Origin of the sequence: Natrinema salaciae (assembly GCF_900110865.1) — an archaeon.
Lineage (GTDB): Archaea > Halobacteriota > Halobacteria > Halobacteriales > Natrialbaceae > Natrinema > Natrinema salaciae.
In genome coordinates this window covers 48,757-75,397 of sequence record NZ_FOFD01000002.1, presented here as the reverse complement: position 1 = coordinate 75,397, position 26,641 = coordinate 48,757, and the positions used below count along the sequence as shown (strand labels likewise).

The following is a 26,641-nucleotide window of genomic DNA, read 5'->3' as shown; positions in this document are numbered from 1 at the left end:
AGGGTCCGAGAGAAGTTTATGTTTCTAAATATCGAATCAATATCAAACTACGTTCGCACACTTACTAGAATATATGTTTGACTGTGTCCTTAAATGACTATAATATCTAACTGATTCCAAAGTGGTTTGGGGCAGTTCTTATTGACGCTAGTCACCGACGAGTAGTCGATGAGTAACCCAGCTTCGAGCGGACCCGCGGCGGCGACCCGGGACGAACTCTTCGCTGCCCTCGCCGACGCCCGCAGCCGGACCGTCCTCCGGCTCGTCGGCGAAGAATCCCCCCAGGGGATCGGGAAAAACGATCTTGCGGTTCGGCTCGCAGCGGTAACCACGGATAAACGGCTCGCCGATGTCACCGAGGACGACCACCGACAGGCGCTCGTCGAACTCCACCACCGGCTGGTGCCGCGACTGACGGACGCCGGGTTGCTCGAAGAGACCGGCAACGCGATCCGAACCGACGACCACCGGGCGTTCGACGCACTCGGGGTCGACGCGATGGTCTCGGGCCACCGGACGGCCGATGCGGACGCGCTCGACGCCGTCTTCGAGGCGCTCGCCGACGAGCGCCGACGGGCGATTCTCGCAGTCCTCAGCGAGCAGTCCCATCCGATCTCGACCGAGACGCTCGCTCGAGACGTCGCCGCGCGGGAGGCCGACACGACCGAACGCGCGGTCTCGCAAGAGCGCGTCGATCGGGTGGTGGTGTCGCTCGGTCACGTTCACCTGCCGCTGTTGTGCGACGCCGATCTCGTCGGCTACGACGACGCACGGGACCACGTTTCTTACGAGGGCCACCCAGTCGTCCGCACCGAATGGATCCAGTCAATCGGCGGGACGTCGCCGTCCGACGACACTACCGACACGGCCACGGACGCTTCGGAGCGCGCGGACGTTCACACGCTCGAGAGGCCCGAGCCCCGCCCTCGGAACCGTCGCTCGCAGTTCCCGCTGTAGGCCGTGATCGCTCGCCCGCACCCGGTACCCGCTCTGCTTCGCCGTTGATCGCGCCACGTCGCGTCCCTCGGCGTCGTCACGTCGATCCCACGAGAGATGGTAATACTTACCCAGCCCGTCTCCGCATCCTCGAGTATGATCCGAAGCGACTGGAGCGACTGGCTCGTGCGCGACGTCGAAGACGCGGACCCCGGTGGCGTGGCGATCTGGTATCTCGGCTGTAACGGCTTTGTCCTCAAGGGAACCGGCGGAACGACGGTCTTCGTCGACCCGTATCTGGGCCTCGGCGATCCGCCGCGGACGGTCCGCATGATTCCGGTTCCGTTCGAGCCGGCGGACGTCGACGAGGCCGACGCCGTCCTCGCGACCCACGAACACACCGACCACGTCCACGGCCCGAGTCAGGCCCCGATCCTCGCAAACACGGGGGGGACCTTCTACGCGCCCGGCGACAGTCTCGCGGTCGCCCGCGAGGACGAGGCGTGGACCGACCAGTGGGCGGTGACGGACGACCAACTGACCGAAGTCGCCGAGGGCGACACGTTCGAAATCGGAGAGTTCACCGTCCACGTCGAGGCGGCGAACGATCCCGACGCAACCCAGCCCGTGAGCTACGTGTTCGAGCACGACGCGGGGACCTTCTTCCACGGCGGAGACACGAAACCGTGCGACGAGTTCGAACGGATCGGCACCGAGTACGACATCGACCTCGCGGCGCTCGCGTTCGGCACCGTCGGACGAATTCCCGACAAAGAGACCCGGGAGCCGACGCGGACCCGCTGGTACAACGACGAGAACCAGATCATCGAGTGCGCCGCGGCCCTCGAGTGCGACCGCCTCCTGCCGAGCCACTGGGACATGTGGAAAGGGCTCACGGCCGATCCGACGGCGCTCCAGCACCACGCGAATAGCTTCGACTACCCGCGGCGACTCGAGGTCGTCGAGATCGGCGACCGCGTCTCCCTGGAGAACACATTCTAGAACCGACATGAGCCCGTCCGCACAATTTATAGTAATGGTATGGTAACGTTGGTCCCATATGAGTAGTACCGCCGACACGGACGACGTAATCGAGGTCAGTACTGACGGGATTGCCGTCCGAAAGACGTTCGAAGCGGACGAGTTCCCCGTCCCAGCGATCCGGTTCGAGATCGAATCGAACCGCGACGATCCGATTACGTTTCAGCTCTCGGAAATCATTCCCGAATCGTTCCCGATGGACAAGGTCGGGTTCCATCCGGAGTATCACAGCGATGACTGGACCGCGTTTCAGGACAACCACGTCGAGTTCTCGACGACGCTGGAGCCCGGTGAGCGACTCGAGACGGTCTACGGGATCCAGATCGACGACGAGAGCCGAGCCGCGGCGTTCCTGACCGAGCCGACGGTCACCGAACGTGGTGCCGGTGACGACGACACCTCGGAGGCCGACGAGGTCGACGACGAGGTCATCGGAAACATCGTCTCCGAGGACCGGAACCAGGCCGTCAAAGACATGATCTCCGGTGATTCGGACGCCGTCCCGGGGCTCGAGGACGAGGAGGCCGCCGACGCGGACGAGACCGCCGTCGGAAGCGAAGACGATGCCCACGGACTCGACCTCGATCTCGGCGACGTCGATCCCGAACCAGACCCGACAGACGCCGACGTGGACGAGACCGAGGCGGAGGACACGCCGGATATCGACCTCGGGTTCGAGGAAGAGGAGATTCCGGGGCCGGAGCCCGGCGACCCGCCCGAAATCGACGTGAGTGCGGCCGATACGGACGAGACGGACGATGCAGACGACGGCGACGACCAACCCGCCGTCGAACTCGATCTCGAGACCGGGACGGACGATACCGAGGTGGACGACGACGAGGAGGACGACGTCGCCGAACCCGAGATCGAGCTCGATCTCGAGGAGTCGGCTGCCGCCGTCGACGAGGACGCATCCGAGACGACTGTGGACACCGAGTCCGGGGTGCCCGACGAGCCCGACGAGCCCGACGAGCCTGACGAACCGGCCATCGACGTGTCGCCAGCTGCTGACGGCGTGACGACCGGCGCGGAAGCCGACTCAGACGCGGAAGCCGAGACGCGCGGCGTCGTGGAGCCGACGGCTGCCGACGGCGTCGACGAGCCCGACGCGGCCGCCGATGCGGAGCCGAACCGCGACGGCGAATTCAGCGGTTCGGTCGCCGCCCGTCTCGCGACCGAGATTCGCGAGGGGACGGTCGACGACGACGATCTCGAGGCGATCCAGTCCGAACTGGATATCGAGCCTGCGGGCCCCGAAATCGCGAAAGTCGAGCACCTCCAGTCCCGCGTCGAGGAGGTCGCCGCCTACATCGACGCGCTCGAGACGTTCCTCGAGGAGAACGGCACCGGCGCGCAGCTCATCGAGGAGCTCCAGACCGATATCGACGCGCTCGAGGACGAGTTCGCGTCGATGGACGATCGGCTCGAGGGAACGACGTCACGGGTCGACGAACTCGACGACGACGTCGACGAGCTGGCCGACTGGAACGGTGATCTCGAGGGCGATCTGAGCGCAGTCGACGAGGACGTCGAGGCGCTCGAGGACACCGTCGACGAACTCGAGGACGACATCGGCGCGGTCGACGCGGACGTCGAAACGGTCGCGGACGATCTCGCGGACGTCGAAGACGAGCTCGAGGACGTGCGCGCTGACGTAACGGACATTCAGGAGTGGCGCGACCAGCTGGGTTCGATGTTCACCGACTGAATTCGAGCCGCGAACCCACGGAACACGGGGATTCCGGAAACGCAACTCGTTTATCCGTCGCCGGTCGAGAACCGGTCGATGGGCGAGACGATACCGATCGCTGTTCCACGGAAGGGGCGACCCCTCGAGTCGGTGCTCGACCGATTCGCGGATCGCCTCGACGTCCCCGACCTCGCGGACGACATCACGTCGACGCTTCGTCACGAAAAGGCACTCACGAAGGGCACCGTCGATCCCGCCGAGGAGGACGTCTACCATCGTCTCGCCGACTACAGCGCCGTCGACGATCCGGCCGAACCCGAGTACTCCCTGCTGCGGGACGACCGCGCGGGGAAACCGCGCCGGATCGTCTTCGACAGCGTCACGATCCCGTTGACGGACGTCGAGGGCGCACCCGACGGCACGGCGATCCAGCTCGTCGGTCGCGAGGAGCCGTTCCGCTCCCTCCGGACCCACGAATTTGCACTCGGCTTCGACAGCGCCGATCTCGTTCTCGAGGAGGTCGTCGAGCTCCGGCCGGAGCCGCTCGACCGGATCGCAGACATCAACGCCCGGATCAACCCCTCCGATACCGACGTGCAGGTCGTCACGGGGCTCGGTGATACGGTCTACCACACGCTGTTGGCCGGGCCCGAAGTCGCACCGGCCGCGGGGTCGATCGATCGGGACTTCCTCGAGTCCTACGAGGGGCCGCTGTGTATCGAGCCCAGATACGAACGGCTCGTACAGGCGGTGCTCGGAACGCGGGCGCTCGACGACATCGAATTTTACTACCCCGACGAGGGTCGCGAAGAGGAGGCGGCCATCGCCGACGCGGGGCTGGGTGTCTACCTGACCGTCACCGGGTCGACCGCGCGCGACCACGGCCTCCTGCTCGGCGAGCAACTGTTCCCGAGCGAGACCGTACTGCTCGAGAACACGGCGGAGACGACCCCCACGGTCGACCTCGTCCGATCGCTGCTGAACGGCGGCGACCTCGAGACGGAGCTCGTCGTCGGCCGATAGGCTCCACAGCACCGTCTGCCCGGCGAGAATCCGTCGAATGTGCCGTCGTCTCGCGCTCGAATATCCCGATCGCCGGCATCGGCGTCCTGTTCCTGACCAGCGACTCGAACCCGACTCCGGTCGAATGACGTCGGGTCCGGCACCCGCGAGTATCTGGTACCTGTCCGTGAGCCGCCGGTACGAGCAGCCACACGCAGTACTATCTCCCACAGAACAGCAGTGTAGCCGTCAATTTTGAACCGCTCTCGGGTAATTCAGCCGGTCTGTGGAACGTCAAGGAGGTGCTGGGCGAGCCTATCGGGTTCCGACACCATAGGCCAGTGACCGGTTTCCAGTTCGTACAAATCCCACGCTCGTTCGTTACAGAGCCGTCGAATCATCTCCAACACGTCATCATCCATGCCGTTGTCTTGACAAAGAATGTATGAGTGTGGGATATTTGTTGTGTCCGGGTTCTCCGCGGTCACTGTCTGTTCGAACGTATTCAGTGGATGGGGTGTCGCCTTTTTTCGTATCCACTCTGTGTCTTCGTCCGAGATACCGACCCAGCCTGAATGGTCGTCTGGCAGTGGCCACCCGCCGTCGTTACCTTCCGCAGTTGCTTCCATCGTTGTCCACTCCGCCGGTGGATAGAAGTCGGAGGCTGCGACGGGGTCGTTGTCCATCGGGATCAGTGCGTCGAGGTAGACGACGTGTGCGAGTCGCTCCGGGATCTCCTCGGCCACCCGCAAAACCACCAACCCTGCGTAGCTGTGACCAACAAGGACAACGTCCTCAAGCTCTCGATACTCGAGGACGTTCACGATGTCACGAACGTGTGTTTCGAGATCGGTGTCAGGACGAGCGAGGTGTACTCGTTCGCCAAGACCCGTCAGTGTCGGGGTGTGCACCTCGTGGCCCTCTTCGCTGAGTAGGGGTGTGAGATGTTTCCAACACCATCCCCCAAGCCACGCACCGGGAACGAGTACGAACGACACCTCACTGTCAACGTTGCTGTCCTGTTCTGACAACGCTCGATTCATTGCTCGGTTCGGGATCGGCCGTGGCTGATTGTCTTCGAGTCGAGCATCGGCGTCAGTGGGTGTCTATCGGGGTCGAATACGTTCGCGTTCATTGGTTCTTATCCGTAGTGCTGTCGACGGCTCCTCCGCCCAAATACGTAATTCTAGTGGGTGAAAGTGGTCGCTTCGAACGACTGTGTAAGTCTGTGTGTGCGGATTGGTGGCGACCTCGGCGTCGACGTTTGTCCTTCGATTTACTCTTGCGTATGGCGTACGAGGCTACAGCGATTGCGTTGCTTTGAGTAGTGCAACGATTCGTGCGGCGGGCGCAGACACACGTCCCGATAGAGGGTCCTGTGTGCTGCAGCGTTCGATGTGACGGCGGTCTCTCAAACGCTCTCGAATCTGGGTGTCGAGTACCTCATCCCCAAGCGGACGTTCAGCCTATCCTCCGAGACGGTGGTGCGGGACGGGAACATTCGTATATCGATATATGATTTATACGGTCGGTTTGAGGCAGCGAGATTTACTTCGAACGGAGTAATCACTGGCCATCGTTGCGTGCCGGTCAAAACGTCTGGACGAACGGACAGCGAAACGGACGAAGAGACTGGCGTCGACCGCGTCGGTCGTTGGTTTCTCGTCACCGGGTCACGGCGTAGATACACTCGAGATAGGTCTCACGAACGCGGTCGCCCCAGTTGTGGGTGTAGGTGTCGATCACGTCCCCGGCGACGTCGCCACGGAGGTACTGTACGATCCCCCGGTCGCCGGTTCGATCCCGCAGATGTGTGGTGAAGAAGTGCCGGAAGTAGTGGGGCGTGACGTTCTCCTGCGTTCCGCCGCCGGTCCGGTACCAGCCGCGCTCTCGAGCGTGTTTCGCGACGATATAGCGGACGTCCGACGGCGTGAGCCGCTCGCCCCACGAATCCCGCGTGTCGAGGAAGAGCGGTCGCGCCGGCGAAACCGCGTCCGGACGGATCGCCAGCCACTCGAGCAACACCCGCCGAAGTTCGTCGTCGACCGGCACGATCGTGTCCCGCTTTCGCTTGTTCGAGGCCGTCCGTTCCTCGCCGTTGACGGCTGTGCCGCGGGCCGGTTCGGCGGAAACGAACACCGACGACGGCCGCTGCTCGAGTCCGACGCGTGGCGTCCACTCGAGTTCGAGCGGCGGCATCTCGAGGTGGAGGTCACGAAGATCGAGGTTGCAGAGCTCGCCGACCCGCATTCCCGTCTTCAGGTGGGTGACGACGACGGCGCGTTCGAGGGGATGGGCGATCGAGTCGACGAACGACCGCATCTCGCCGACCGAGATGTCGCGTCTCGTCGGGTTCGTATCGATCGATTCGGACATCTCTTCCATGACTAGCGCCATCGGGTTGTCGTCGAAGACGCCGACGCGGGTCATGTAATCGTAGAAACGGTTGAGATACGAGGCGTAGGTCGCGATCGTGCTGGATTCGAACGACCCGCGCAGCGAGTGGATCCAGGCCATACACTCCCGTCGGGTGGCCGCGCCGACCGCGTCTCCGTCGAACTCCGCCCGGACGAACGCCTCGAACCGTCGGAGCACGCGCTCGTAGGCCTCGAGCGTCCGTTCGCTCTTGCCGTGGTACCGCTGGTCGTCGAGGAAGTACGCGATCGGGTCAGTCACGTCCGCGGGGGGATCGGCTGTGGGCTCAGTCGCCATCGCCACCACCCTCGACGGTCGTGTATCCGCCGTGGCGTCCGCTGTATCGAATTCGGTTGGTCGACTGCAGTTCCTCGAGCGTCTCGTCCAATCGGGACTCGATGTCGTCGGAGACCGCCTCGAGCAGCTCCTCCCACGAGTACGTGTCAGACGAGAGTAATTCGAGGACCTGTGTTTCGAGGCCGTTACCCCCGGGGTCTGGGTCGGTGGAATCGGGTTCCGCTGAACCGGGTTCGAACCCCTGTCGCCCCGCCTGGACCATCGTTCGGACGAACTCGCTCTGGCTCATGTCCAGTTCGTCGGCGTGGTCCTGCCAGGCCGCTTTCTGGTAGGCCGGGACGTAGGTTTTGACAGCGGTCCTAGATGTGTCCGCCGAATCGCTCATACCGTACCCATCAGACGCGGTGATCTTCAATCTACCCATTATTCGAGCTAAGTGAGTTTATCTCGATTTGGTGGACTACTATACTGCGAGAATTGGCACCATAATCAGATATTTTTGGCATTCGTGGGGACATACATCGAGATCTAACGTTGGAGCGAATGGTGATACAATCTGAGATATTTGATCGACGATATCGACCGGCCGACCGACGAACCGTCCTCGCCCACGGTACCGAGTCGTCGAATCCGATCCACGAACGCGCCCGAGTCTACTCTCGATCGGCGACCGTCGGCTCGACTGGGCCCGCCACATCGGCTCGAGCGAGTCGGCGGTCGGTCCCCCCGAACGGTGCTCGCTCGGACGCGGATGGTCGCTCGAGTCCGATCGTCCGACCCGGTATCGACGAGTGGTTCCTCGGCTGGTCGAGGGACTCCCGAGTCCGAGCGTCGATCGCCCGACGAGCACTCAGAGCGGACCGCCGCTGCGCTGAACGCGCTCGAACCCGGCAAGTTCTCGTAGCGTCGACGCCCGTGGTCCGCCGTCCGGTCGTCGGCACTTCCAGCGCGGCGCTGTCCGGTTCGGACGGGTTCCTACGCGGTCGTCTCGAGGCGCGGTTCGTCGATCGGTGCCGACGAGATGCCAGGCCGGCGTCTCGGCTCGCGGAACGGCCTCGGGGGTCGGCTCCATCGCTCGAGCCGGTGAACCGGACGCAGCAACGCTCCAGCGAGTCGAGAGTCGAGCCGGACCGAATCGGCTCCCTGCAAGTACGCGCCATCCCTGCTGTTACGTCGAAGAGTTCGGGCAGCGTCGTCTTCACTCGGCCTGTAGCGGGTTTCTCGAAGGCTGATACGTCGCTGTGGCGGGGAAAACCGGACCCCGATCCGAATCCGCTCAGAATCGCAGTGTGTCGCGATTTGGGGCGCTGCGACCGGCCGGCGGCCACAGGAGCGGCGCACGCCTCGTCACTGTTCCCCGGACCCGGTGTGAGCGCGATACCGACCGTCACCGGCGCGTATCGGGGTGATATCGCCCGATCCGCTTCCGGTTTCGGAATCGGCTGTCGTCCCATCCCGAACGGATAAATCACATATCGATATATCTATTCGGACGAACCCGGGAACGCGTCGCGTCGGTACGTTCGCAGTTTCCGTGCGGTTGCAGACGATTCCGCTCCGATCGTGGTACCGCCGTGATCACGCGACACGACCGCTTTTCTCCCGATCTGAGCGACCCACCGGTACCGGCGGCGGTAGTTATTCCCCGCTCGTGGTCGTCCTCTCCGGTATGGCTGATATGACCGTCGAGGAGGCGATGGCGAAGTACGGACCGTCGGAACTCACGCGCGACGACCTTCTGGTGCTCGAGGACCCACACTACGCTCCCGAGAACGTCGCGATCGTGACCGGAGCCGGATCGGGGATCGGACGGGCGACCGCGCTGGCGTTCGCGGCGAACGAACTGACCGTTCTCGCGACGGACCGCGACGAGGAAGGGCTCGCCGAAACGCAGTCGCAGGCCGACGCGCTGTCCCTGTCGGGCGAACTCGTCACGGTCGTCGGGGACCTGACCGACGACGCTGATCTCGAGCGGATCGTCGAGGAAGCGGCCGAACGGGGTAATATCCGGTATCTGGCCAACATCGCTGGGATCCAGACCGTGGCACCGATCGAGTCGTTTCCCCTCGAGAAGTACGACCTGATGCACGACGTCATGCAGCGTGCGCCGATGGTACTCGCGAAACACTGCATGCCACACTTCCGGGACAACGACGACGGCGCGGGGGTCGTCGGCAACATGTGCTCGGTCCACGGCCACATCGTGACCCAGGACAAGGTGGCGTACAACATGACGAAGTTCGGACTGCGCGGGCTCACGCAGTCGATCGCCGCCGAGGTCGAGGGAGACGTGCGGGCGTTTACCGTCAGCACGGCCTACGTCAAGACCGCTCTCGTCGCGAAACAGCTCCCCGACACGGCGGACCGACGCGGGATGACCGTCGACGAGGTCGTCGAGAACGTGATGCTCCAGCACACCCGGGTCACGGAGATGATGGAACCCTTCGAGGTCGCGAACCTGTTCGTAATGGGATCGTCGACGCACAGCAAGCACCTCAACGGCGGCGACATGACCCACGAGGGCGGCATGAGTCTGACCTACTGATCCGCGAACGGGAGCGGGAACGAGTCGGCGGCCCCACTCGGCGAGGAACGCATCGGCCCGCTCGAGGGCGGTGTCCCGTCGAGTTCGGTGCGCCGGCCGATGATTTCGGCCGGAGAGCGGTTTCGTGTCTGATTCGGTGTCGGACCCTACGTCGAACTATCGGTCCCCCTCGACGATTCGTCGTCCGCCGACTCGCTCGCGTCCCGGAACCACCGGCCGACCGTTCGCTGGCGCTTGCGAGCCCGCAGTCGGTCCTGGAGTCGCTCCTCGATGACGGCCTGCATCTCGAGGCCGCGCTCGGCGTCCACGTCGTGGGCGGTCGCGGCTCGTCCGAGGAGGGTCGCCGAACTGGCGGTGTCGGCCGTCACGCTGGCGAGCCGCCGGCGGCGCTGGAAGATCGTCGCCTGATGGAGGACGGCCTGCACCCGGTAGTACGGAACGACCTTGGTGGTCCGTCGCCAGAACCCCGTGCGCGTGAGGAAGTATCGATCGCCGACGCGGTAGCCACGACTCGACCACTTCAGGTGGGCGGCTATCGGGGCGAGGACGGCGATCGCTGCGACGACGTACCACCGGGCCCCGACCGCCGTGTACCGCGCCACCGCGTACGCACCGCCGACGATAGCCGCCGCAGCGAGCAGGTACCGGATCGCGTACCGTTCGCGGGCGCGACGCGGCGGCGACTCGAGGTCGACCGGACCGAACGGTTCGATCGCGCGCGCGAGTTCGGCGACCCGATCGGCGTCGGCGAGCGGAATCGCGGACTCCGTGCCACGGGAGTTGGACTGTCCGGGCGCGTAGCCGGCCGTCTCGACGCTCAGCGCCGCGTAACCGAACCAGCGGAACGGGACCGACTCGGAGATCGTCAGCGTTTGGACCTTCTCGAGGGGGATCGTCCCACTGTAGCGCTGGAGGAGGCCGCGCTCGTAGTAGAGTTCGTCGCCGACGCGCGTGAGGCGGAACCCGTAGTACCGGGTGAACGTCAGGGTCGCGCTGATGGCCCAGGCAGCGAGCAGAAAGAGGAGGAGACCCCACACGACCGCGAACAGGCCAGTTTCCGGACCGGGTATCCACGCGAACCGGTCCGTGGGAACCAACGCCACCGGATCGAGCCCGCTGGCGAAAGAAAGCGCGATACCGCCCAGCAGACTCGCCCCCGGGTCGATCGTGAAGACGCTCAGAATCGCGAGTTCGTGCGGACGAATCTCGAACAGGAGTTCCTCGTCGTCGGCCGCCGCGTCGTCGGTCGCGTCCGTCCCCGTTTCGCGGCCGTCCGCGTCGGTTTCGGGAGCGCTCGCACCGCTTCGGAGCTGTCGCCTGAGGCGGCGAGCCTCCGCCTCGTCGACGTACTCCAGGCTGACTTCGGTCTGTCCGCCGCCAGCGGTTTCGACGTGGACGGCGGCGATCCCGAGGACGCGGCCGACGACGTTCTGCCTGATGTCGACGTTCTGGACCCGCCCCAACGGGAGCTCGCGGTCCCGTCGCGCGAGCACCCCCGAGGTGACGTCGAACGTGTCGTCCGTGAGCTCGTACCGGAATCGCTGGTAGTACGCGAACTCGTAGACGATTCCGACGACGACCCCGACCGCCACGAGCGCGAACACCGACAGCAGGTCGGTTCCGTTTCCGCCGGGCGAAACCACGATACCGACGACGAAGAACAGAAATCCGGTGTTGAGGCTGCGCGAGAGCGACCGGACGGCAACCGAGGCCGGATGGAGTTTCCTCATACCGCGTCCTCACCCGCGCTCTCGATCGCGAGTCGGCGAAGGGATTCCTGCAGGTCCTCGGCGCGTTCCGGCGTCAGTCCGGGGATCGCGACGTCCGAACTTCGGGAGCCGGCCGTGTAGACGACGACCGTCGCGAGGTCGGTGGTTCGCTCGAGCGGAGAGCGCCGGGAGTCGACGTGCTGGACCCGAACGTAGGGGACGACCGTCTTGACGCGGGTGAAGACGCCACGTTCGATGTAGAGGTCGTCGTCCCGGAGTTCGAACCGCCAGACGCCGTAGCGCAGCCAGACCACGAGCACGCGCAGGAGAGCGAGGAGGAGCGCGACTCCGGCGGCAGCCGGGACGAGGGCCGCGGGTGCGGATTCCCAGACGCCGGTGCGCGTGAGAACGATCGCCGCGCCCACGAGAATCCCGCCGAGAATCGCGGCTCGCGCGATCGCGAGACCGAGCCAGACGACTCGCACTCGCGGAGTGAGCCGTTCCATACGTATCGTGTGGGAACTAATCCGATTAAAGGGTTGGAAAGCGGCGGTAGTTTGCAGAGCGTGAAAGAGAATCGGAGACGGGAGCGGAATCAGAAGGCGACGGAGAATCGGAGTCGGGTGCGGAAGCGAGATCGGAACAGTGTCGTTCGTCTCGAGTCCGCTCGACGGTATGCGCGTCGCCCGGACCGGGCTGACACGCTGCCGAGCGGGCTCGGCGACGCGGCTCCGCGGGAGTCGGAACCGGCGGGTTCGTGTCTGAGTGCGGTCGCAGCCGCCGTCGCCGGCCATACGTATTTGTGCAGTGGTAGCATACTCTCCGAGTGATGGGCAACAAGCAGTTTACCCCCGATCTGGTTGCCCTCCGGGCAGCGGCCGGTCGGCTTCCGGTCGACGACGTGATCCGTCTATTCGGCAACTATCACGCTCGAAACGCGGTCATCTATCTCCACGATCATCCGACGGCGACGCTCGACGAACTCGCCGACGCGCTCGCGGCCGCGGCCGCCAGTACCGACGAGACGATCGCCACCCCGTCCGATCGAGAGCGGATCCGCATCCGGCTGTACCACGTGATACTCCCCCAGCTCGAGGAGTTGGGGATCGTCTCCTTCGACAGCGAGGCGAACGCGGTCACCGAGACGACGATTCCGGCAGCGATCAGGGAGTACCTGCGGATCGACGACTGCTCCGCATGAACTCGCTTCGAGACGTCTTCGAAGCCGTCGACCGACGGCGAAAAACGCTCGAGATCCACGCCGACGAGGCGTCGGTCGTCACGGAGTTTCGACACCAGTTCGACACGCGGAACGTCGACGTGACCCACCGCGCGCTGGGTGCGCTCGACGGGACGGGATTCGTCATCGTCAGGGACGACGACGGCGAATTTCGGGGCGCACTGGGGATCGACCAGTTCGACGCGATCCTCTCCCCCGAGAGCCACCCGCCGTGGGAACTCGCCGAGACCGATCACGATCAGGCGGACCTGTTCGAATTCCTCGAGAACACGCTGTTTTCGTCGTACGATCGCCGGCAGATGATCGCCACCTCTCGTGAAATCGAAGAACGAGCGTGGCGCGTCGGTACCGGCCGACTGTACGCGGGCTTCCAGCGGGCGACCGCGCTCCGCGCACAGGCGGCGGTCTACGATCGGCTCGGAGCGCACGACTCGCTCGACGTGGCAGTGTTCCTCGGTGAGGAGACCGACGTGGCGCTCATCGACGCCGTGACGGTCGTCGCGGACGCCGGCGGCGATCTCGGCGCGTTCTGGTTCGTCGCGTTCGACGGCGGCGGAAACGAATTCCACCGCTGTGCACTGATCGCCGAGGAACGCGCCGCCGGCCGGTACTACGGCGTCTGGACGTTCGATCCGGCGACCGTGGGGGAGCTGTTCACGTACCTCGAGCGGACGTACGAGCTCTCGTAACGGCGACGGTCGGCTCCCGTTCTCGTCCGTCGGAACGGCGTCACCGGCGGCTGTCACGCCGTCGGCATCCCAAAACGGAACCGGTCCGGGAGCGATCGGTCCCGGATGCTAGTGAGTCGCGGTGCGGACGTCCTCGACGCGATAGAGGTCGTCCTGCAGTCCGTCTCCGTCACAGTCCTCGTTCGGGCACTCGTAGTGCCAGCCGTCCTGGGTCGCCGTCCCCTCCTGGAACCGCTCCCCACATACCTGACAGAAGAGTTGTCCCTTGTTGCACGTATCTCGGTGTAACTCGAGGGCGAGCTCGGTCTGGAACGACTGGTTGCAGTTGCGACAGGTGTGCATATTTCGTCTGACGCGAGCATCCGCCAAAACTGCTTGGGTTCTTTTATTGCATCGAATTCTGGCTTGATTCGGCTCCACTGCGCCGATTTGGGCGTGACGAGCAGGCAAAAAAGAACGACCGAATCGGCGGTTTACTCGGGTTCGAGTATCCCGCCGGCTGGTAGGTCGACCCGACGGCGCTCGCCGCGTCCGCGGCGTTCGAGATCCTATCATAGTCCTGGTATTCCACCCGTCACTGCGTCGATTTCGTTCGGCTGCAAGAATCCCCGACCGATTTATAGTTACCGAGCCAACGTTCGGGCGATGAACTCGTTCGTCATCGGCGGCCGGCTGTTCGCAGGCGTCTTGCTCATTCTGGCGAATGCCTTCTTCGTCGCTATCGAGTTCGCGCTGACCCGCGCACGACAGTTTACCGAGGAGGAGTTCGTCGGTGGCAACCCGAAACTCGAGCGTGCGTGGGAGATGACTGACGACCTCGAACTCTATCTCACGACGTGCCAGGTCGGAATCACTGCCTCGAGTATCGCGGTCGGGATCGTCGCCGAACCCGCGCTGGCGGCCATCTTCGAGCCGTTCTTCGAGAACACGGCACTGGCGACGATCGGGAGCGGGGCGATCCTGGCCTTCCTCATCATCAACCTCGTCCACCTGACCCACGGCGAACAGACGCCGACGTATCTGGGCGTCGAGCGGTCCCGGATGGTGTGTCGGTACGGTGCGACGCCTCTGTACTGGTTCCACTGGGTGATCTCGCCGATCATCACGCTCGGCGACGGGATCGCGAAACTGACCCTCAAGCTCTTCGGGGTCGAGATGACCGGCGCGTGGCTCGAGACCGAGGAGGACGTCATCGAGTCCCGCGCCGACCTCCGGAACAAGCTCGGGTCGGTGCTCGAGGAGGGGGAACTCCCGGAGGAACGGCGCGAAGAGGTGATGAACGCCTTTCAGATCGGCGAGCAGTCCATCAGCGAACTGATGGTCCCCCCCGAGGATATCGTCGCGCTGTCGACGGCCGACGATCCTGAGGAGAACTTCCGGAAGATGGAGGACCGACCCCAGACGCGGTATCCGCTGATCGGGTCCGACCCGACCGACTTCCGCGGGATCGTCTACACGCCGATCTTGGTTCGACACCGCGAAGAACTGGCCGAGGGCAACGTCGACTTCGCCGAACTGGCGGCACCGCCGATGACGCTCTCCCCCGACGTCGACGTCAGCGACGCGGTCGACCAGTTCCAGGCCGAGAATCAGGAACTGGCGCTCGTGATCGAGAACGGTGAAGTCGTCGGGTTGGTGACCGTCACCGACCTGCTCGAGGCCGTTATGGGCGACATCGAGGACCCGCTCGATCGGGAACAGGTCGAATCGGCCAACCGGTAAGTAGGTGGACCACGAACCAACCACGCGACTGCGCGCTTTCGGCTTTTCCGCATCCCGGTGGAACGAACAACCATGTATCACGATATTCTGGTACCGACCGACGGGAGCGACTCGAGCGCGGCGGCGGTCGACGAGGCCGTCGCGATCGCCGGCGAGGAGGGGGCGACGGTCCACTTCCTCCACGTTATCGACGAGGGAACGGAGATGTCCGCGGGTGCGTCGGGGATGATCGCGCCGCAGGTTACGGAGACGCTCGAGGAAGAAGCGGAATCCGCCCTCGACGACGCCGAACGCCGGGCGGAAGCGACCGGCGTGAACTACGAGCGACGCACACGCGAGGGGGATCCCCACGAGGCGATCGCGGTGTACGTCGCCGAGCACGATATCGACCTCGTCGTCATGGGCGCGAGCGGCCGCTCGGGACTGAAAGCGCACCTCCTCGGGAGCACGACCGATCGCGTCGTGCGCACGGTCGACGCGTCCGTGCTGATCGCACGACCCTGACGAGCCGGAAGTTCAGCAGACGGTCGACACCCGCGACGACAGTGGACGGGGTCATTCGCACAGCAGCCGCTCGACGAGGACGTCCTCGAGTTTCGACTCGGTTTCGGCACAATCACACGAGGAGCGGCGGTGGCTTCCCTTCCGTTCGTCGCCCCTCACGACGCCCTCTCTGACCGGGAGAACGGCGAGCGGCGCTCGCTCGAGACGGCCTCCCAGTACGGATTCGGCCTCGTCGCTCTCGAGTAGTCCGAGGTGCTCGAGCAGCGGCGACTCGCAGTCTGCGTGGCGCAGCAGGGACTCCAACTCCGTTCGGTCGAGGCGGCCGAGTAGTTCGCTCTCGAGTCGATCGCAGGGACCGGCTCGCGACGCGTTCCCCGCTGGTGGCGTCTCCGACGGGCGGTCTTCCGCCGGCGGGGTTCGAGGCGGTCGTTCGATAACAGTGCCGGCCTTTCCCACGGCGATGTCGGGATACCCCGTTGCGACGGCGAGCAGGTCGTTCCCGGTCGGTGTGGGTTCTCGCTGCCAGGAAGTCCGACTGTCCAGCGGTCGCCGGAAGACGGCGTTGCTCTCCGAGACCGCCACGAGGTGGTCGTCGGAGCAGTCGACGGCGCGGAGTCCGGCGGCCGGGGTTTCGATCGGTTTCCAGCGTTCGGTGGCTGGATCGTAGCGATAGATCATCCCATCGTCTGCGGCGACGTAGACGTCCTTCCGCGGGCCGACCGTCACGTCGGTTGGCGTAGCTTGGACGTCTGCGATACCGATGGCGGTCCACTCTCCCGGTCGCTTCTCGTAGACGTTCCCCCCCGTGTCGACGGCGTAGACCACGCCGTCGGCGGCCGCGGCGAGCGCGGGAATCGCCGCACCCGAACCGGGTTTCGACGGCGACCAACCGGTCACCTCGAGCCCCGAGAGAGTACCCGAGAGAATGGTCCCGGACGCGTTGGAGACGAACACCGTCTCGCTGCCGGCGGTTCCGAAGATGGCGATCGACTGCCACGAGCCGGAGATGTCATTCGCGTACGAGAAGTCGTAGATTCGGTCTCGAATCAAGTCGTACGCGCCGATTGCGCCGGACGCACCGGCGACCCATACCCGCGCGCCGTTGTCGATCGTCGCGATCGATCGGAGTGTCCGGTTCTGCCCCGCTGGTCCGGACTCGACCACGGGTTCCCAGCCCTGGCCGCGGTTCGCGACGATCGTTCCACCGCCGCCGACGGCAAACGGACCGTCGTCCGTCCGAACGACGTCGTACAGATCGGCGTCGAACGGGGTTGTTATCGGTTGCCACGAGTGATCGGTCTCCGCATCGGTTTCGTGCGGCATCGACACCGAGTCGGGGACCGCCGCCGATAAGTGACTAGTACGTTACAGAAAATCGTAGCGCTCGCCGACGCCGTCTCAGTCGTCCTGGCCGAGGATGCCGCGCTCGGTCATCTTCCGGGGATCGAGCACCTCGTCGGCCTCCTCCTCGTCCAAGTAGCCCTTCTCGAGGACGACTTCGCGAACGGTCTTGTCCTCCTTGAGCGCGGTCTTGGCGACCTCGCTGGCCTTGTCGTAGCCGATGTGGACGTTCAGCGAGGTGGCCATCGCCATCGACTGCTCGACGCGCTCTTCGCAGTACTCTTCGTTGGCCTCGAGTTTCCGGACGAACCGATCACCGAAGACCTGACTCGCGTTCGAGATGAGTTCCGCGGACTCGAGGAAATTGTGGGCCAGCACGGGCTTGTAGAGGTTGAGGTCGATCTGGCCCTCCGCTGCGCCGGCGGAGACGGCGGCGTCGTTGCCGACGACCTGTTTGTGGACCTGATTGACGGCCTCGGCGACGACGGGGTTGATCTTGCCGGGCATGATCGAGGAGCCGGGCTGGTTCTCGGGCTGTTCGATCTCGCCGAGCCCGTTGCGCGGGCCGGAGGCCAGCAGTCGGAGGTCGTTGGCGATCTTGTTCAGCGAGCCGGCGACGGTTCGGAGCGCCCCGTGTGCTTCGGACATCGCGTCGTGGGCGGCCTGGGCCTCGAAGTGGTTGTCGGCCTCGCGGAACTGGACGCCGGTCTCCTTCGTGATGTATTCGGCCGCGCGGCCGGGGAACTCCTCGTGGGTGTTCAGCCCCGTCCCGGTCGCGGTGCCGCCGAGCGCGAGTTCGCCGAGGTGGTCACGGATCCGGTCGACGCGGGCCAGTCCCTTCTCGACCTGCGTCCGGTAGCCGCTGAACTCCTGGCCCAGCGTGACCGGCGTCGCATCCTGCAGGTGCGTGCGGCCGGTCTTGACGACGTCGTCGAACTCCTCCTCTTTCTCCTCGAGCGCCTCGCGGAGCGTGTCCAGCGCCGGGATGACGTCCTTCTCGACGGCCTCGAGGGAGGCGACGTGCATCGCGGTCGGGACGACGTCGTTGGACGACTGGCCGTAGTTGACGTGGTCGTTGGGGTGGACGACGCGGTCGCCGATCTCCGAGCCCATGATCTCGGCGGCGCGGTTGGCGATGACCTCGTTGGCGTTCATGTTCGAGGACGTCCCGGAGCCGGTCTGGAAGACGTCGACCGGGAACTGGTCGTCGTGTTCGCCAGCGATGACCTCGTCGGCGGCTTCGATGATCGCCTCGGCGACGTCCTCGTCGACGAGTTCGAGGTCGCGATTGGCCTGCGCGGCGGCCTTCTTGACGACGCCGAGTCCGCGGACGAACCGGCGGCTGAACGTGATCCCCGAGATGGGGAAGTTCTGGATGGCGCGCTGGGTCTGGGCACCCCAGTAGGCGTCCGCTGGTACCTGCATCTCGCCGAGGCTGTCCTCCTCGATTCGGTAGTCGTCGTCTGCCATACGCGGAGCGTCGGGACCGGTCAGGTAAAATCCACCGAAAGGCCGATATCGTCCGCTCGAGCGCGCTCGTTCGAGGCCGAACGGGGCTGGTGGTCTCGGCGACGAGCGGACCCGCTCGTTTCGCGATCGAATCTGTGAACGCGGAAACGAGACGTTCGATATCCCGTTTTTCGTCAAGACCTGAACAATACTTTACCCGGCCTCGCATGTAACGTGTGCTGGGTGGAGGACATCAGTCGGGAGACCAGTACGGGATGGCTGCGCGACGACTCGTCTCTGGTGGTCGCGGTACAGGTCGTCGCGACGGTCGTCCTGTTCCTCTTCGCGATACGGTTATTGGGGTCTGCAACGGATGCGCTCACACCGTCGCTCAGGGGTATATTGAGTCGGATTATCGTCGACGACGGATCGGCACTCGGCCTCAGTTGGATCGCCTCGTACGTGTTAGCCAACGGGTCGATCGTCGCCGCCCTCTCGCTGTCCCTGTTCAACTCGGGACTCGTTCTCCCGTCGCAACTGTTCTTGATGATCGTCGGCTCCCGGCTCGGCGGTGGGGCCGTCGTCGTCTTTATCGGGGCGTTCGATTACCTGAACGAGGAGGTCGAATCGCTCCGCGAGTCGATGAGCCTCGGGCTCCTCACCTTCCTGCTCACCCACTCGATCTACCTGCCCGCGATGGTACTGGGATACGCCGCGATGCCAGCGATTCGGACGGAGAAGAGACGCAGTCAGGCACTTTCCGACCTCGAGGTCTCGCTCCCGGACGTGCTGTCGATTGTCACCGACGGACTCATCGACGTCGTCGGAGGTGGCGTCGCGTTTCTCTTGGCGATCGGCTGTATTCTCCTGAGCCTCCAGTTGTTCGATCGCATACTCGATGGCATCGATAAACAGCGGCTGCGTCGGCGCTACGTCTCGAGGTTACAGGACAAGTGGGTGTCGTTCGGACTCGGGCTCGTCGTCACGGGGGTTACGACGAGCGTCGCGTTTTCGCTTGGCGTGATCGTTCCGCTCTACAACCGCGGACATATCAAACGAAGCGAGATCATGCCGTTCGTGCTGGGCGCGAACATCGGGACGTTGATCGATACGCTCGTCGTCGCGGTCGCATTGAACACGTTCGTCGGGATTCGGATCGTCCTCGTTCTGGTGGCCATCGGCTCCGGCATGTCGGTGGTCGTGCTCGCGTTCTACGCGCCATACGGTAGGCTCATCGACAGAGCCCAGAATCGAATCATCGACAACACGGGCTACTTCGTCGGCGTTCTCCTCTCGCTACTGCTCGTTCCGCTATTGCTCATCGTGTTCCCTTGACCCCTGGCCCTGCAGTCCATCGTCAGTGATTGGGCGGGTGAGAACTCGTCCGGAACGGACGAGTTGGGCCGAGGAGAGGGGCGGAAGGCAGCGTTATCGACAACCCGGACGGCGTCGAGACCGATCAGGTAAAATCCACCGAAAGGCCGATATCGTCCGCTCGAGCGCGCTCGCGCAGTGTCGATTGGAGCCGTTTCCGGCCCGTGCCGTGGATCTCGCGAGCCGTCTCGAGGTCGACGTCGTAAATCGTCGGTGTCCCCCAGGCGAACGTCCGTGAGCTGGCGGTGTCGACGGCCAGCGACGCGAGCCCGAGCCGGCGCTGGAAGATCGATCGGCGCGTCGAGACCGTCTGTATCCGGTAGTACGGGATCACGGTCGTTCGGCGCTTCCAGAACCCGCTTCGGATCACGAGGTGGTCCTCGCCGACGAAGTAGCCGAGGTTGACGTATTTCAGGTGAGCGGCGGGTGGCACCGCGACGAAGACGACGGCCGTGAGATACCAGCGGTCGACGGTCGAAACCTGCGCGAGCCCGAACGCGATACCCACGACGGCGGCCGCGACGATGGCGTAGCGGGCGAGATATCGCCGGCGAGCCAACCGCGGTGCCCGCCGGAATTCGGGCGTCTCGACGCCGGTCAAGTTCTCGGCGAATCGGTAGACGCGATCGGTGTCGGCCAGCGGGACGGCCGACTGGCTGCCGCTACTGCTATCGGGTCCGTAGCCCGCCGTTTCGACCCAGAGGCCGGCGTAGCCGACCAGCCGCTGGAGCGGGTTCTCGGTGACGGAGACCGACTGGACCTTCTCGGCGGGGATCGAGCCGCTGTAGCGCTGGATCAGCCCGCGCTCGTAGACGAAGTCGTCTCCCGCTCGCCCGAGTCGGAACCCGTAGTAGTTCGCGACGGTGTAGATCGCGCTCGCGACGTACGTAGCGGCCGTCCACTGGAGCGCAGTGATCGCTGTCAGGACGAGTAGCTGGCCGAGGGCAGCACCCTCGACCCCCTCCGGCCCGCCGAAGGGCTCGGCGGCCAACAGGAGAAATTCGGGCACCGGTCCCGAACCGGAGTCGGCACCCCCCACGAAGAACAGCAGCGCGATCGGGAACACCGCCGCGCCCCACCGAAACGAAGTCAGGGCGTAAACGAGGAGCTCGCGGAACTCGAGTTCGAACAGGCGGATCGGCCTCCCCTCGTCTCGAGCCCGTTCCCGTCGCGTGGTCTCGTCGATGCCGGCGGTCGAATCGGCCGGACTCGTCCGAGCCGTTCGTTCGTCGGTGGCCCCTTCGTCGTCAGTTTTCGCCGTCAATCGGCGGATCTCCGATCGAAGCCGCTCAGCTTCGTTCTCGCTAACGTAGTTCAGCGTCGCCTCGGTGTCGCCCCCGCCGGCGGTCTCGATGGAGACGACGGCGAGTCCGAGCACGCGCTGGACGACGCCCTGTGCGACGTCGACGTTCTGGATGCGGCGGTAGGGGATCTCGCGGGAGCGTCGAGAGACCACGCCCGAGGTCACGTCGAACGTGTCCGACGTGACCTCGTAGGTGAACCGGTAGTAGTACGCGAGCCCGTAGCCGACGCCGACGACGAACCCGATCGGGGACAGCACGAACAGGACGTCGACGGTGCGGTCGACATCCATGCCGACGATGCCCGCAACGGCCGCGAGGAAAAACGGAACGGAAAATCCGGTGATGCCCCGCTGGAGGGCCAGCGACACCGCACTGAGCGGATGCAGTCGGTTCGCGTCAGACGGCATCCTCGGCCTCGCTCTCCACGGCCAGTTCGCGAAGCGTATCCTGCAGGCTTCGGGCACGGTCCGGCGTCAGTCCCGGGATCCGAACGTCCGCGTTTCGAGAGCCGGCCGTGTAGACCACGACGCTCGAGAGGCCGAGTAGCCGTTCGACGGGACCGAACTGCGTGTCGACGTGCTGGACGCGAACGAATGGAACCGCGGTCTCGACGAGGGTGACCACGCCGCGCTCGAGATAGAGCGCGTCGGCTTGCAACTCGAACCGCCAGACCTGATAGAGGCGGACGGCGTAGACGACGCCGAGGAAGAGTCCGAGCGCGACGACTCCGGCGATCGCGACCAGCGGCACGCCGAACAGCCACTGGTCGATGGCGGCGAGCGCGACGCCGAGGCCGATCGCCGCGAGCGCCCCGCGCGCGATCCAGAGCAGTCTGATTCGAGGATGAAGCGTCTCCATACCCGTATCGTGTCAGCAGCGATGGATAAAGCTACGGTTCCGGCGGGCGGGATCGCGGCCGTCCGGTCCGTCGGCGGGGCGGGCCGTCGATCGGTGTCAGTCGTCGTCGGCTGGAACTGTGAGCACGGGAACCGAGGCCGAGCGGTGGACCCGTTCGGTGACGCTCGTCGGCGACAGATATCGCCGGATGCCGGTTCGCGTCGGCTCGCCGACGACGATGAGGTCGACATCGTTGTGCTCCGCGTACAGTTCGATCTGTTCGGCCGGATCGCCGTATCGGAGCCGCTTCGCGACCGCCACGTCGGTTTGATCGGCGGCGTCGCCGACCGCATCGAGCGCGGCTTCCGCGCTCGCCTCTCGTCGTTCGACGCGGAGATCCCAGTGATCGACGGACGCGTTCATCCGAACGACCGACAGCGCGTCGACTCGAGCCCCGTGACGGGCGGCCAGCGAGACGGCGGCCGCGCTGACGTCGTCGTCGGTGTCGCCGTCGATCGCGACGAGAATGCGGTCGAACGATCCGGGGTCGCTCACCGTCGCCGACGTCTCGCGGTCCTCGAGCATGGTCGATTCCATCGATCCCAGCGATTTCGATGCCATTGTTTCGCATTACGACCACACCAGCCATATAATTGTCCAGAAAAATCTTCATGCACTCTCTATTTTTCATATTGCGTGGCGCTTTCGGGCTATGCATCCGATTCACGGTGTGAAAACGGGGATCGACGCGCCGTTTGCGGGCGGTATCGAACGCCACGGCCTCCGTCCGCGGTTACCGGTCGGCTTCGAGATCCTCGTACTCCTCGGGCGTGTACGTCGATACCTCGAGGGCGTGGATGTCGGTCGTCATGTGATCGCCGAGCGCGTCGTACACCGCCTGGTGTTGCTGGACCAGCGGCAGCCCCTCGAAGACCGGGGAGACGACGGTCGCGGCGAGGTGGTCCTCGTCGTGCTCGTCGCGTGCGTGGGTGACCGTCGCGTCGGCGTCCTCGAGATTCGATTCGATGATCTCCTCGACGGTAGCTGGTTGCATAGCTGGAACGTGAGCCGCTCGCGGCAAAAGCGCCGCGGTCGCGGCCAGCGAGACGGTGACCGGCGGACTCAGAACGGCACGTCGGGCGGAACGTCCCGGCCCGAGGAACTCTCTTCGGCCAGCCCGTCGAGCCCGGTACTGACGGTGACGTGATCGATGGCGTCGATCTCGGACGGGAGGCGCTGCTGGATCGCCTGGGTCGTCATCGGGCTGACGCCGCAGCCGCTGCACGCCCCGGTGAGATTGATCGAGACGCGGCGGTCGTCCAGATCGACGTCGGTAATCGACGAGTCGCCGCCGTGCATCTCGATCTGGGGAAAGTTTCGTCTGAGGAACAGGGATATTTCCTCCCTGACGACGTCCTCGGGGGACTGCTCCTGATCGGACTCACTCATAGGCGACTCGAGGCACCGAAGCGGTATATACTGTCGGGCGACCCCGTCGACCGCTGAATCGGCGCGGATCGAACGGGGGCGACGGTCGCGGCTGCGACGACGGCGACGGGATCAGTGACCCGCTTCGGGGTCAAGTGGTCCGCGAGAGCAAAGCTCTCTCGTCAGTACGGAAGATCGTCGATCTTCCGAACGACCCCGAGGTACTCGCCTTGTTCATCTGTAGATCGTCGCACGGTGCACAGTTTCGATATATTCGAGCACGCTAAATCGAAGTGGGTCGGAACGACGTGGGCTTACTCGTCGTCAGGTTCCTCGGCAGTGAGTTTGTGGCCAGTTTCCCGTCCGTGTTCGATAATTACTTCTGCGGCCGTTTCCCCTTCCTTCGTGACCAGCTTCGAGAAGGCGCATTCAGTACATACGATACGGACGTTCCGTGAGATTTGTCCAGTTCCATCTGGCGTCGTGTTCCTGTTTTCAGTCATAGATTCGGTCCGGGAACCCGTCTCCACACAATGTGCCACACGTGACCGCAACGTTGAAAGAACGAGGCGCGTTCCGCGACACGAACACACGATATGAATCGTTATTCCGTATAAGAGATAGATCCCGCAGACGGTTAAAGATATGCATACGAGTAGCACAACACACCACCACTCTTCGAGTGCGTTACCAACAACTGTTATGCCCGCTCGAGACGCCGTCCCCGATATGTCACTGGCAGCCGAAACCCGCCGGGCGGTCGACCGCCACCCCTTCCTGCGGACTGCCCTCCAGGCCGGCGTCGTCAACTACACTGCGGCGGCTCGCTACCTGGCGGTCGACGGGGAAACGGACGCGATCGCGACGGCGCTGCGCCGGTACGCCGACGAGTTGCCGGCGTACGAGACCGAGTCACGAGATGTCCGGGTACGGATGGAAAGCGGGATCGGTCCGATCGAGGCGGAGAGCCCGGAAAACGACGGTCTCCTCGCCGTCGGTGGCACGGCCTTCGGTCCGTGCGGCGGCGACCGGACGGCGATCGTCGCGACCGGCGACGTGGATACGGCCGCGCTGACCGCAGTGATGGCGCATCTCTCGGTCGAGGAGCTCTCGCCGAGCGCAGCGAGTATCGCCGACGGGACGTTGGTGGTCGTCGTCGATCGACTCGAGGGGGCGAACGCGCTGCGGGCCGTCGAGGACGCGCTCGAGCGGGTCGGCGTACGGCCGGAGTGACGATCGGCCGGTCCGATCCCTCGCTCGCGTTCGGCTCGATACCAGCCGGGGGCGTCGACGCGCCGGTCGACGGGGACGTCGTCGGCCCGCATCGCTCTCGGTCGTCGCTTCGGTCGGGATGGAAAGCGGAATTCTGCCGAACGCGTCAAAGCAGTTCGCCCGTCCCGTAGCGGCGGCACGCCGTGACTGCGGGCGAGCGCCGCGCTCGAGCGGCATCACACCGTTTAACTGTCGTCCGGGGGAAGTGAGCGTAATGACCCTGCACGTGACGAACACGTTGACGGGCGCAAAAGAGCCGTTCGAGCCACGGGACCCCGAGAACGTTCTCCTCTACTACTGTGGCCTGACGGTTTCGGACCCGCCACACCTGGGCCACGCGCGGTCGTGGGTCCACGTCGACGTCATGCACCGCTGGCTCGAGTCCCTCGGCTACGACGTGCGTCACGTCGAGAACTTCACCGACGTCAACGAGAAGATCGTCGCCCGCGTCGGCGAGGACGAGTTGGGCGAGAGCGAATCCGCGGTCGCCGAGACCTACATCCAGCGGACGATCGACGACATGCGTTCGCTGAACCTCCTGCGCGCGGAGGTCTACCCGCGGGTGTCCGAGCACGTTCCCGAGATCGTCGACCTCGTCGAGACGCTGATCGAGAAGGGGTACGCCTACGAGTCCAACGGCTCCGTGTACTTCGACGTGACCCGCTTCGACGAGTACGGAAAGCTCTCGAACCAGGAACTCGACGAGATCGAGTCCCAGGGCGATCCCGACGAGCGCTCGGAGAAACGTAATCCGGCGGACTTCGCGCTCTGGAAGGCGGGGGGCGTCGATCCCGACGCGGTCGCGGAGCACCGCCACGAGGGCGTCGACCACGGCGGCGATCCGCCGGCGGGCCTGACCTGGGACTCGCCGTGGGGCGAGGGCCGTCCCGGCTGGCACATCGAGTGCTCGGCGATGAGCATGACCCACCTGGACGAAACCTTGGATATCCACGTCGGGGGTCGAGATCTGGTCTTCCCACACCACGAAAACGAGATCGCCCAGTCCGAAGCCGCAACCGGCCAGGAGTTCGCGAAGTACTGGCTCCACTGCGAACTGTTCCAGATGGACGAAGAGAAGATGTCCTCGAGCCTGGGCAACTTCGTCACGGTCGCGGAAGCGATCGATCGCTGGGGGACGAACGTCGTGCGAACGTTCCTGACCGCCGGTTCGTACAACAGCACGCAGCTCTACGCCGACGAGACGATCGCCGAGGCCGAAGAGCGATGGGGGCAGCTCGAGCGCGGCTACGAGGCGGCCGTCGAGGCGCTGGATTCGCCGGCGGCGAGTTCGAAGACCGAAGACGAGTCGCTCCGTGACGAGGTCGACGGCGCACGCGAGGCGTTCGCGACCGCGATGAACGACGACTTCAACACACGAGAGGCCCAGTCCGCGCTGCTATCGATCGCGACGGCGATCAACCGACACCTCGAGAGCGCGGCCGGCGAGAGCGGACGCGACGCCGAAACGGGCGGCTACGACTATCGCGGGCTCAAGCGGGCGGTCGACGCGCTCGAGGAACTGGGCGGCGTGCTCGGATTCTCCTTTACCGGCGAGACGACCGGTTCGGCTGCACTCGCGGGCGACGTCGTGGACCTCGTCCTCGACGTGCGAGAGCGCGAGCGCGAGGCCGGCAACTACGACCGGGCCGACGAACTGCGCGACGAACTCGAGGCGCTGGGAATCGAAGTGCAGGACACGGACGACGGGCCGACGTATCGACTCCCGTCAAGCGAGTGAGGCGGTCGCGCTCCCACCGGCGGGACCGCACCGTCCGCGTTCGGTCGGCGACCGCGGTGCGGAGAGTACGAGATCGTGATCGTTGCGAGCACGTGACTGTCTCGTTGG

25 protein-coding genes are annotated in these 26,641 nt (G+C 64.9%); 12 read left to right on the top strand and 13 right to left on the bottom strand.

Going from position 1 to position 26,641, the window contains the following annotated elements:
• Window positions 1–168: 168 nt before the first annotated feature.
• From BMX07_RS25020 to BMX07_RS05675, 4 genes are all read left to right on the top strand, one after another.
• Complete coding sequence (locus BMX07_RS25020; protein ID WP_245742060.1) at window positions 169–957, top strand: DUF7344 domain-containing protein; 789 nt, start codon at window positions 169–171, stop codon at window positions 955–957.
• A gap of 135 nt (window positions 958–1,092) precedes the next feature.
• On the top strand, window positions 1,093–1,938 hold the full coding sequence (locus BMX07_RS05685; protein ID WP_090615140.1) for an MBL fold metallo-hydrolase: 846 nt from the start codon (window positions 1,093–1,095) through the stop codon (window positions 1,936–1,938).
• A 58-nt stretch (window positions 1,939–1,996) separates the two neighbouring features.
• The gene (locus BMX07_RS05680) at window positions 1,997–3,685 is read left to right on the top strand and encodes an AAA family ATPase (protein ID WP_090615137.1); all 1,689 of its coding nucleotides are present in this window, start codon (window positions 1,997–1,999) and stop codon (window positions 3,683–3,685) included.
• A gap of 78 nt (window positions 3,686–3,763) precedes the next feature.
• Entirely contained in the window at window positions 3,764–4,690 is a 927-nt protein-coding gene (locus tag BMX07_RS05675) for a phosphoribosyltransferase HisG-related protein (protein ID WP_090615133.1), read from the top strand.
• Window positions 4,691–4,944: 254 nt separating this feature from the next.
• Here BMX07_RS05675 and BMX07_RS05670 read toward each other — a convergent pair whose 3' ends face one another.
• The 3 genes from BMX07_RS05670 to BMX07_RS05660 form a co-directional block, all read right to left on the bottom strand.
• Window positions 4,945–5,700, bottom strand: coding sequence for an alpha/beta fold hydrolase (locus tag BMX07_RS05670; protein ID WP_217643677.1), 756 nt, complete (start codon window positions 5,698–5,700; stop codon window positions 4,945–4,947).
• 634 nt (window positions 5,701–6,334) lie between these two features.
• Window positions 6,335–7,381 carry a tyrosine-type recombinase/integrase gene (locus BMX07_RS05665; protein ID WP_090615127.1) on the bottom strand — a complete coding sequence of 349 codons (1,047 nt, stop codon included), beginning with the start codon at window positions 7,379–7,381 and terminating at the stop codon, window positions 6,335–6,337.
• Window positions 7,371–7,766 carry a DUF5805 domain-containing protein gene (locus tag BMX07_RS05660; RefSeq protein ID WP_090615124.1) on the bottom strand — a complete coding sequence of 132 codons (396 nt, stop codon included), beginning with the start codon at window positions 7,764–7,766 and terminating at the stop codon, window positions 7,371–7,373. Before BMX07_RS05660 ends, BMX07_RS05665 begins: the two co-directional genes overlap by 11 nt.
• A gap of 1,293 nt (window positions 7,767–9,059) precedes the next feature.
• On the opposite strand from BMX07_RS05660, the gene BMX07_RS05650 reads away from it, so the two are divergent.
• On the top strand, window positions 9,060–9,926 hold the full coding sequence (locus tag BMX07_RS05650; protein WP_090615119.1) for an SDR family NAD(P)-dependent oxidoreductase: 867 nt from the start codon (window positions 9,060–9,062) through the stop codon (window positions 9,924–9,926).
• Between the two features lie 146 nt (window positions 9,927–10,072).
• On the opposite strand, the gene BMX07_RS05645 is transcribed toward BMX07_RS05650, so the two are convergent.
• Window positions 10,073–11,656, bottom strand: a complete 1,584-nt coding sequence (locus tag BMX07_RS05645; protein WP_090615118.1) for a PH domain-containing protein — start codon at window positions 11,654–11,656, stop codon at window positions 10,073–10,075.
• The gene (locus BMX07_RS05640; RefSeq protein WP_090615115.1) at window positions 11,653–12,141 is read right to left on the bottom strand and encodes a PH domain-containing protein; all 489 of its coding nucleotides are present in this window, start codon (window positions 12,139–12,141) and stop codon (window positions 11,653–11,655) included. The genes BMX07_RS05645 and BMX07_RS05640 overlap by 4 nt, the downstream gene beginning before the upstream one ends.
• Window positions 12,142–12,464: 323 nt before the next feature.
• Between BMX07_RS05640 and BMX07_RS05635 the strand changes: the two genes are divergently transcribed.
• Both BMX07_RS05635 and BMX07_RS05630 read left to right on the top strand, forming a co-directional pair.
• On the top strand, window positions 12,465–12,836 hold the full coding sequence (locus BMX07_RS05635) for a DUF7344 domain-containing protein (protein WP_090615113.1): 372 nt from the start codon (window positions 12,465–12,467) through the stop codon (window positions 12,834–12,836).
• Complete coding sequence (locus BMX07_RS05630; protein WP_090615112.1) at window positions 12,833–13,564, top strand: DICT sensory domain-containing protein; 732 nt, start codon at window positions 12,833–12,835, stop codon at window positions 13,562–13,564. The genes BMX07_RS05635 and BMX07_RS05630 overlap by 4 nt, the downstream gene beginning before the upstream one ends.
• A 108-nt stretch (window positions 13,565–13,672) precedes the next feature.
• On the opposite strand, the gene BMX07_RS05625 is transcribed toward BMX07_RS05630, so the two are convergent.
• Window positions 13,673–13,906 carry an HVO_2901 family zinc finger protein gene (locus tag BMX07_RS05625; RefSeq protein ID WP_090615108.1) on the bottom strand — a complete coding sequence of 78 codons (234 nt, stop codon included), beginning with the start codon at window positions 13,904–13,906 and terminating at the stop codon, window positions 13,673–13,675.
• Window positions 13,907–14,209: 303 nt separating this feature from the next.
• On the opposite strand from BMX07_RS05625, the gene BMX07_RS05620 reads away from it, so the two are divergent.
• Window positions 14,210–15,286, top strand: coding sequence for a hemolysin family protein (locus BMX07_RS05620; protein WP_090615105.1), 1,077 nt, complete (start codon window positions 14,210–14,212; stop codon window positions 15,284–15,286).
• Between the two features lie 72 nt (window positions 15,287–15,358).
• Complete coding sequence (locus BMX07_RS05615) at window positions 15,359–15,790, top strand: universal stress protein (protein WP_090615101.1); 432 nt, start codon at window positions 15,359–15,361, stop codon at window positions 15,788–15,790.
• A gap of 51 nt (window positions 15,791–15,841) precedes the next feature.
• Here BMX07_RS05615 and BMX07_RS05610 read toward each other — a convergent pair whose 3' ends face one another.
• Window positions 15,842–17,113, bottom strand: coding sequence for an NHL repeat-containing protein (locus tag BMX07_RS05610; RefSeq protein WP_139210823.1), 1,272 nt, complete (start codon window positions 17,111–17,113; stop codon window positions 15,842–15,844).
• A gap of 75 nt (window positions 17,114–17,188) precedes the next feature.
• Window positions 17,189–18,601, bottom strand: a complete 1,413-nt coding sequence (locus BMX07_RS05605; RefSeq protein ID WP_090615094.1) for a class II fumarate hydratase — start codon at window positions 18,599–18,601, stop codon at window positions 17,189–17,191.
• Between the two features lie 222 nt (window positions 18,602–18,823).
• Between BMX07_RS05605 and BMX07_RS05600 the strand changes: the two genes are divergently transcribed.
• Window positions 18,824–19,915, top strand: a complete 1,092-nt coding sequence (locus BMX07_RS05600) for a Na/Pi cotransporter family protein (RefSeq protein WP_245742059.1) — start codon at window positions 18,824–18,826, stop codon at window positions 19,913–19,915.
• A gap of 124 nt (window positions 19,916–20,039) precedes the next feature.
• Here the strand turns inward: BMX07_RS05600 and BMX07_RS05595 are convergent, their stop codons facing one another.
• The 5 genes from BMX07_RS05595 to BMX07_RS05575 all read right to left on the bottom strand — a co-directional run bounded on the left by BMX07_RS05595 (window position 20,040) and on the right by BMX07_RS05575 (window position 23,544).
• On the bottom strand, window positions 20,040–21,665 hold the full coding sequence (locus BMX07_RS05595) for a PH domain-containing protein (protein WP_090615092.1): 1,626 nt from the start codon (window positions 21,663–21,665) through the stop codon (window positions 20,040–20,042).
• Entirely contained in the window at window positions 21,655–22,116 is a 462-nt protein-coding gene (locus tag BMX07_RS05590) for a PH domain-containing protein (RefSeq protein ID WP_090615089.1), read from the bottom strand. The genes BMX07_RS05595 and BMX07_RS05590 overlap by 11 nt, the downstream gene beginning before the upstream one ends.
• Before the next feature lie 96 nt (window positions 22,117–22,212).
• Window positions 22,213–22,716, bottom strand: coding sequence for a universal stress protein (locus BMX07_RS05585; RefSeq protein WP_090615086.1), 504 nt, complete (start codon window positions 22,714–22,716; stop codon window positions 22,213–22,215).
• Window positions 22,717–22,888: 172 nt separating this feature from the next.
• Window positions 22,889–23,149, bottom strand: a complete 261-nt coding sequence (locus BMX07_RS05580) for a BolA family protein (RefSeq protein ID WP_090615082.1) — start codon at window positions 23,147–23,149, stop codon at window positions 22,889–22,891.
• 68 nt (window positions 23,150–23,217) lie between these two features.
• Window positions 23,218–23,544 carry a NifU family protein gene (locus BMX07_RS05575; protein ID WP_090615078.1) on the bottom strand — a complete coding sequence of 109 codons (327 nt, stop codon included), beginning with the start codon at window positions 23,542–23,544 and terminating at the stop codon, window positions 23,218–23,220.
• A gap of 708 nt (window positions 23,545–24,252) precedes the next feature.
• On the opposite strand from BMX07_RS05575, the gene BMX07_RS05570 reads away from it, so the two are divergent.
• Window positions 24,253–24,756: a DUF7523 family protein gene (locus BMX07_RS05570; RefSeq protein ID WP_090617163.1), complete on the top strand. Its 504-nt coding sequence runs from the start codon at window positions 24,253–24,255 to the stop codon at window positions 24,754–24,756.
• A 253-nt stretch (window positions 24,757–25,009) separates the two neighbouring features.
• Window positions 25,010–26,533 (top strand): cysteine--tRNA ligase, encoded by a 1,524-nt coding sequence (gene cysS / locus BMX07_RS05565; protein WP_090615075.1) that lies wholly within the window; start codon window positions 25,010–25,012, stop codon window positions 26,531–26,533.
• Window positions 26,534–26,641 lie beyond the last annotated feature (108 nt).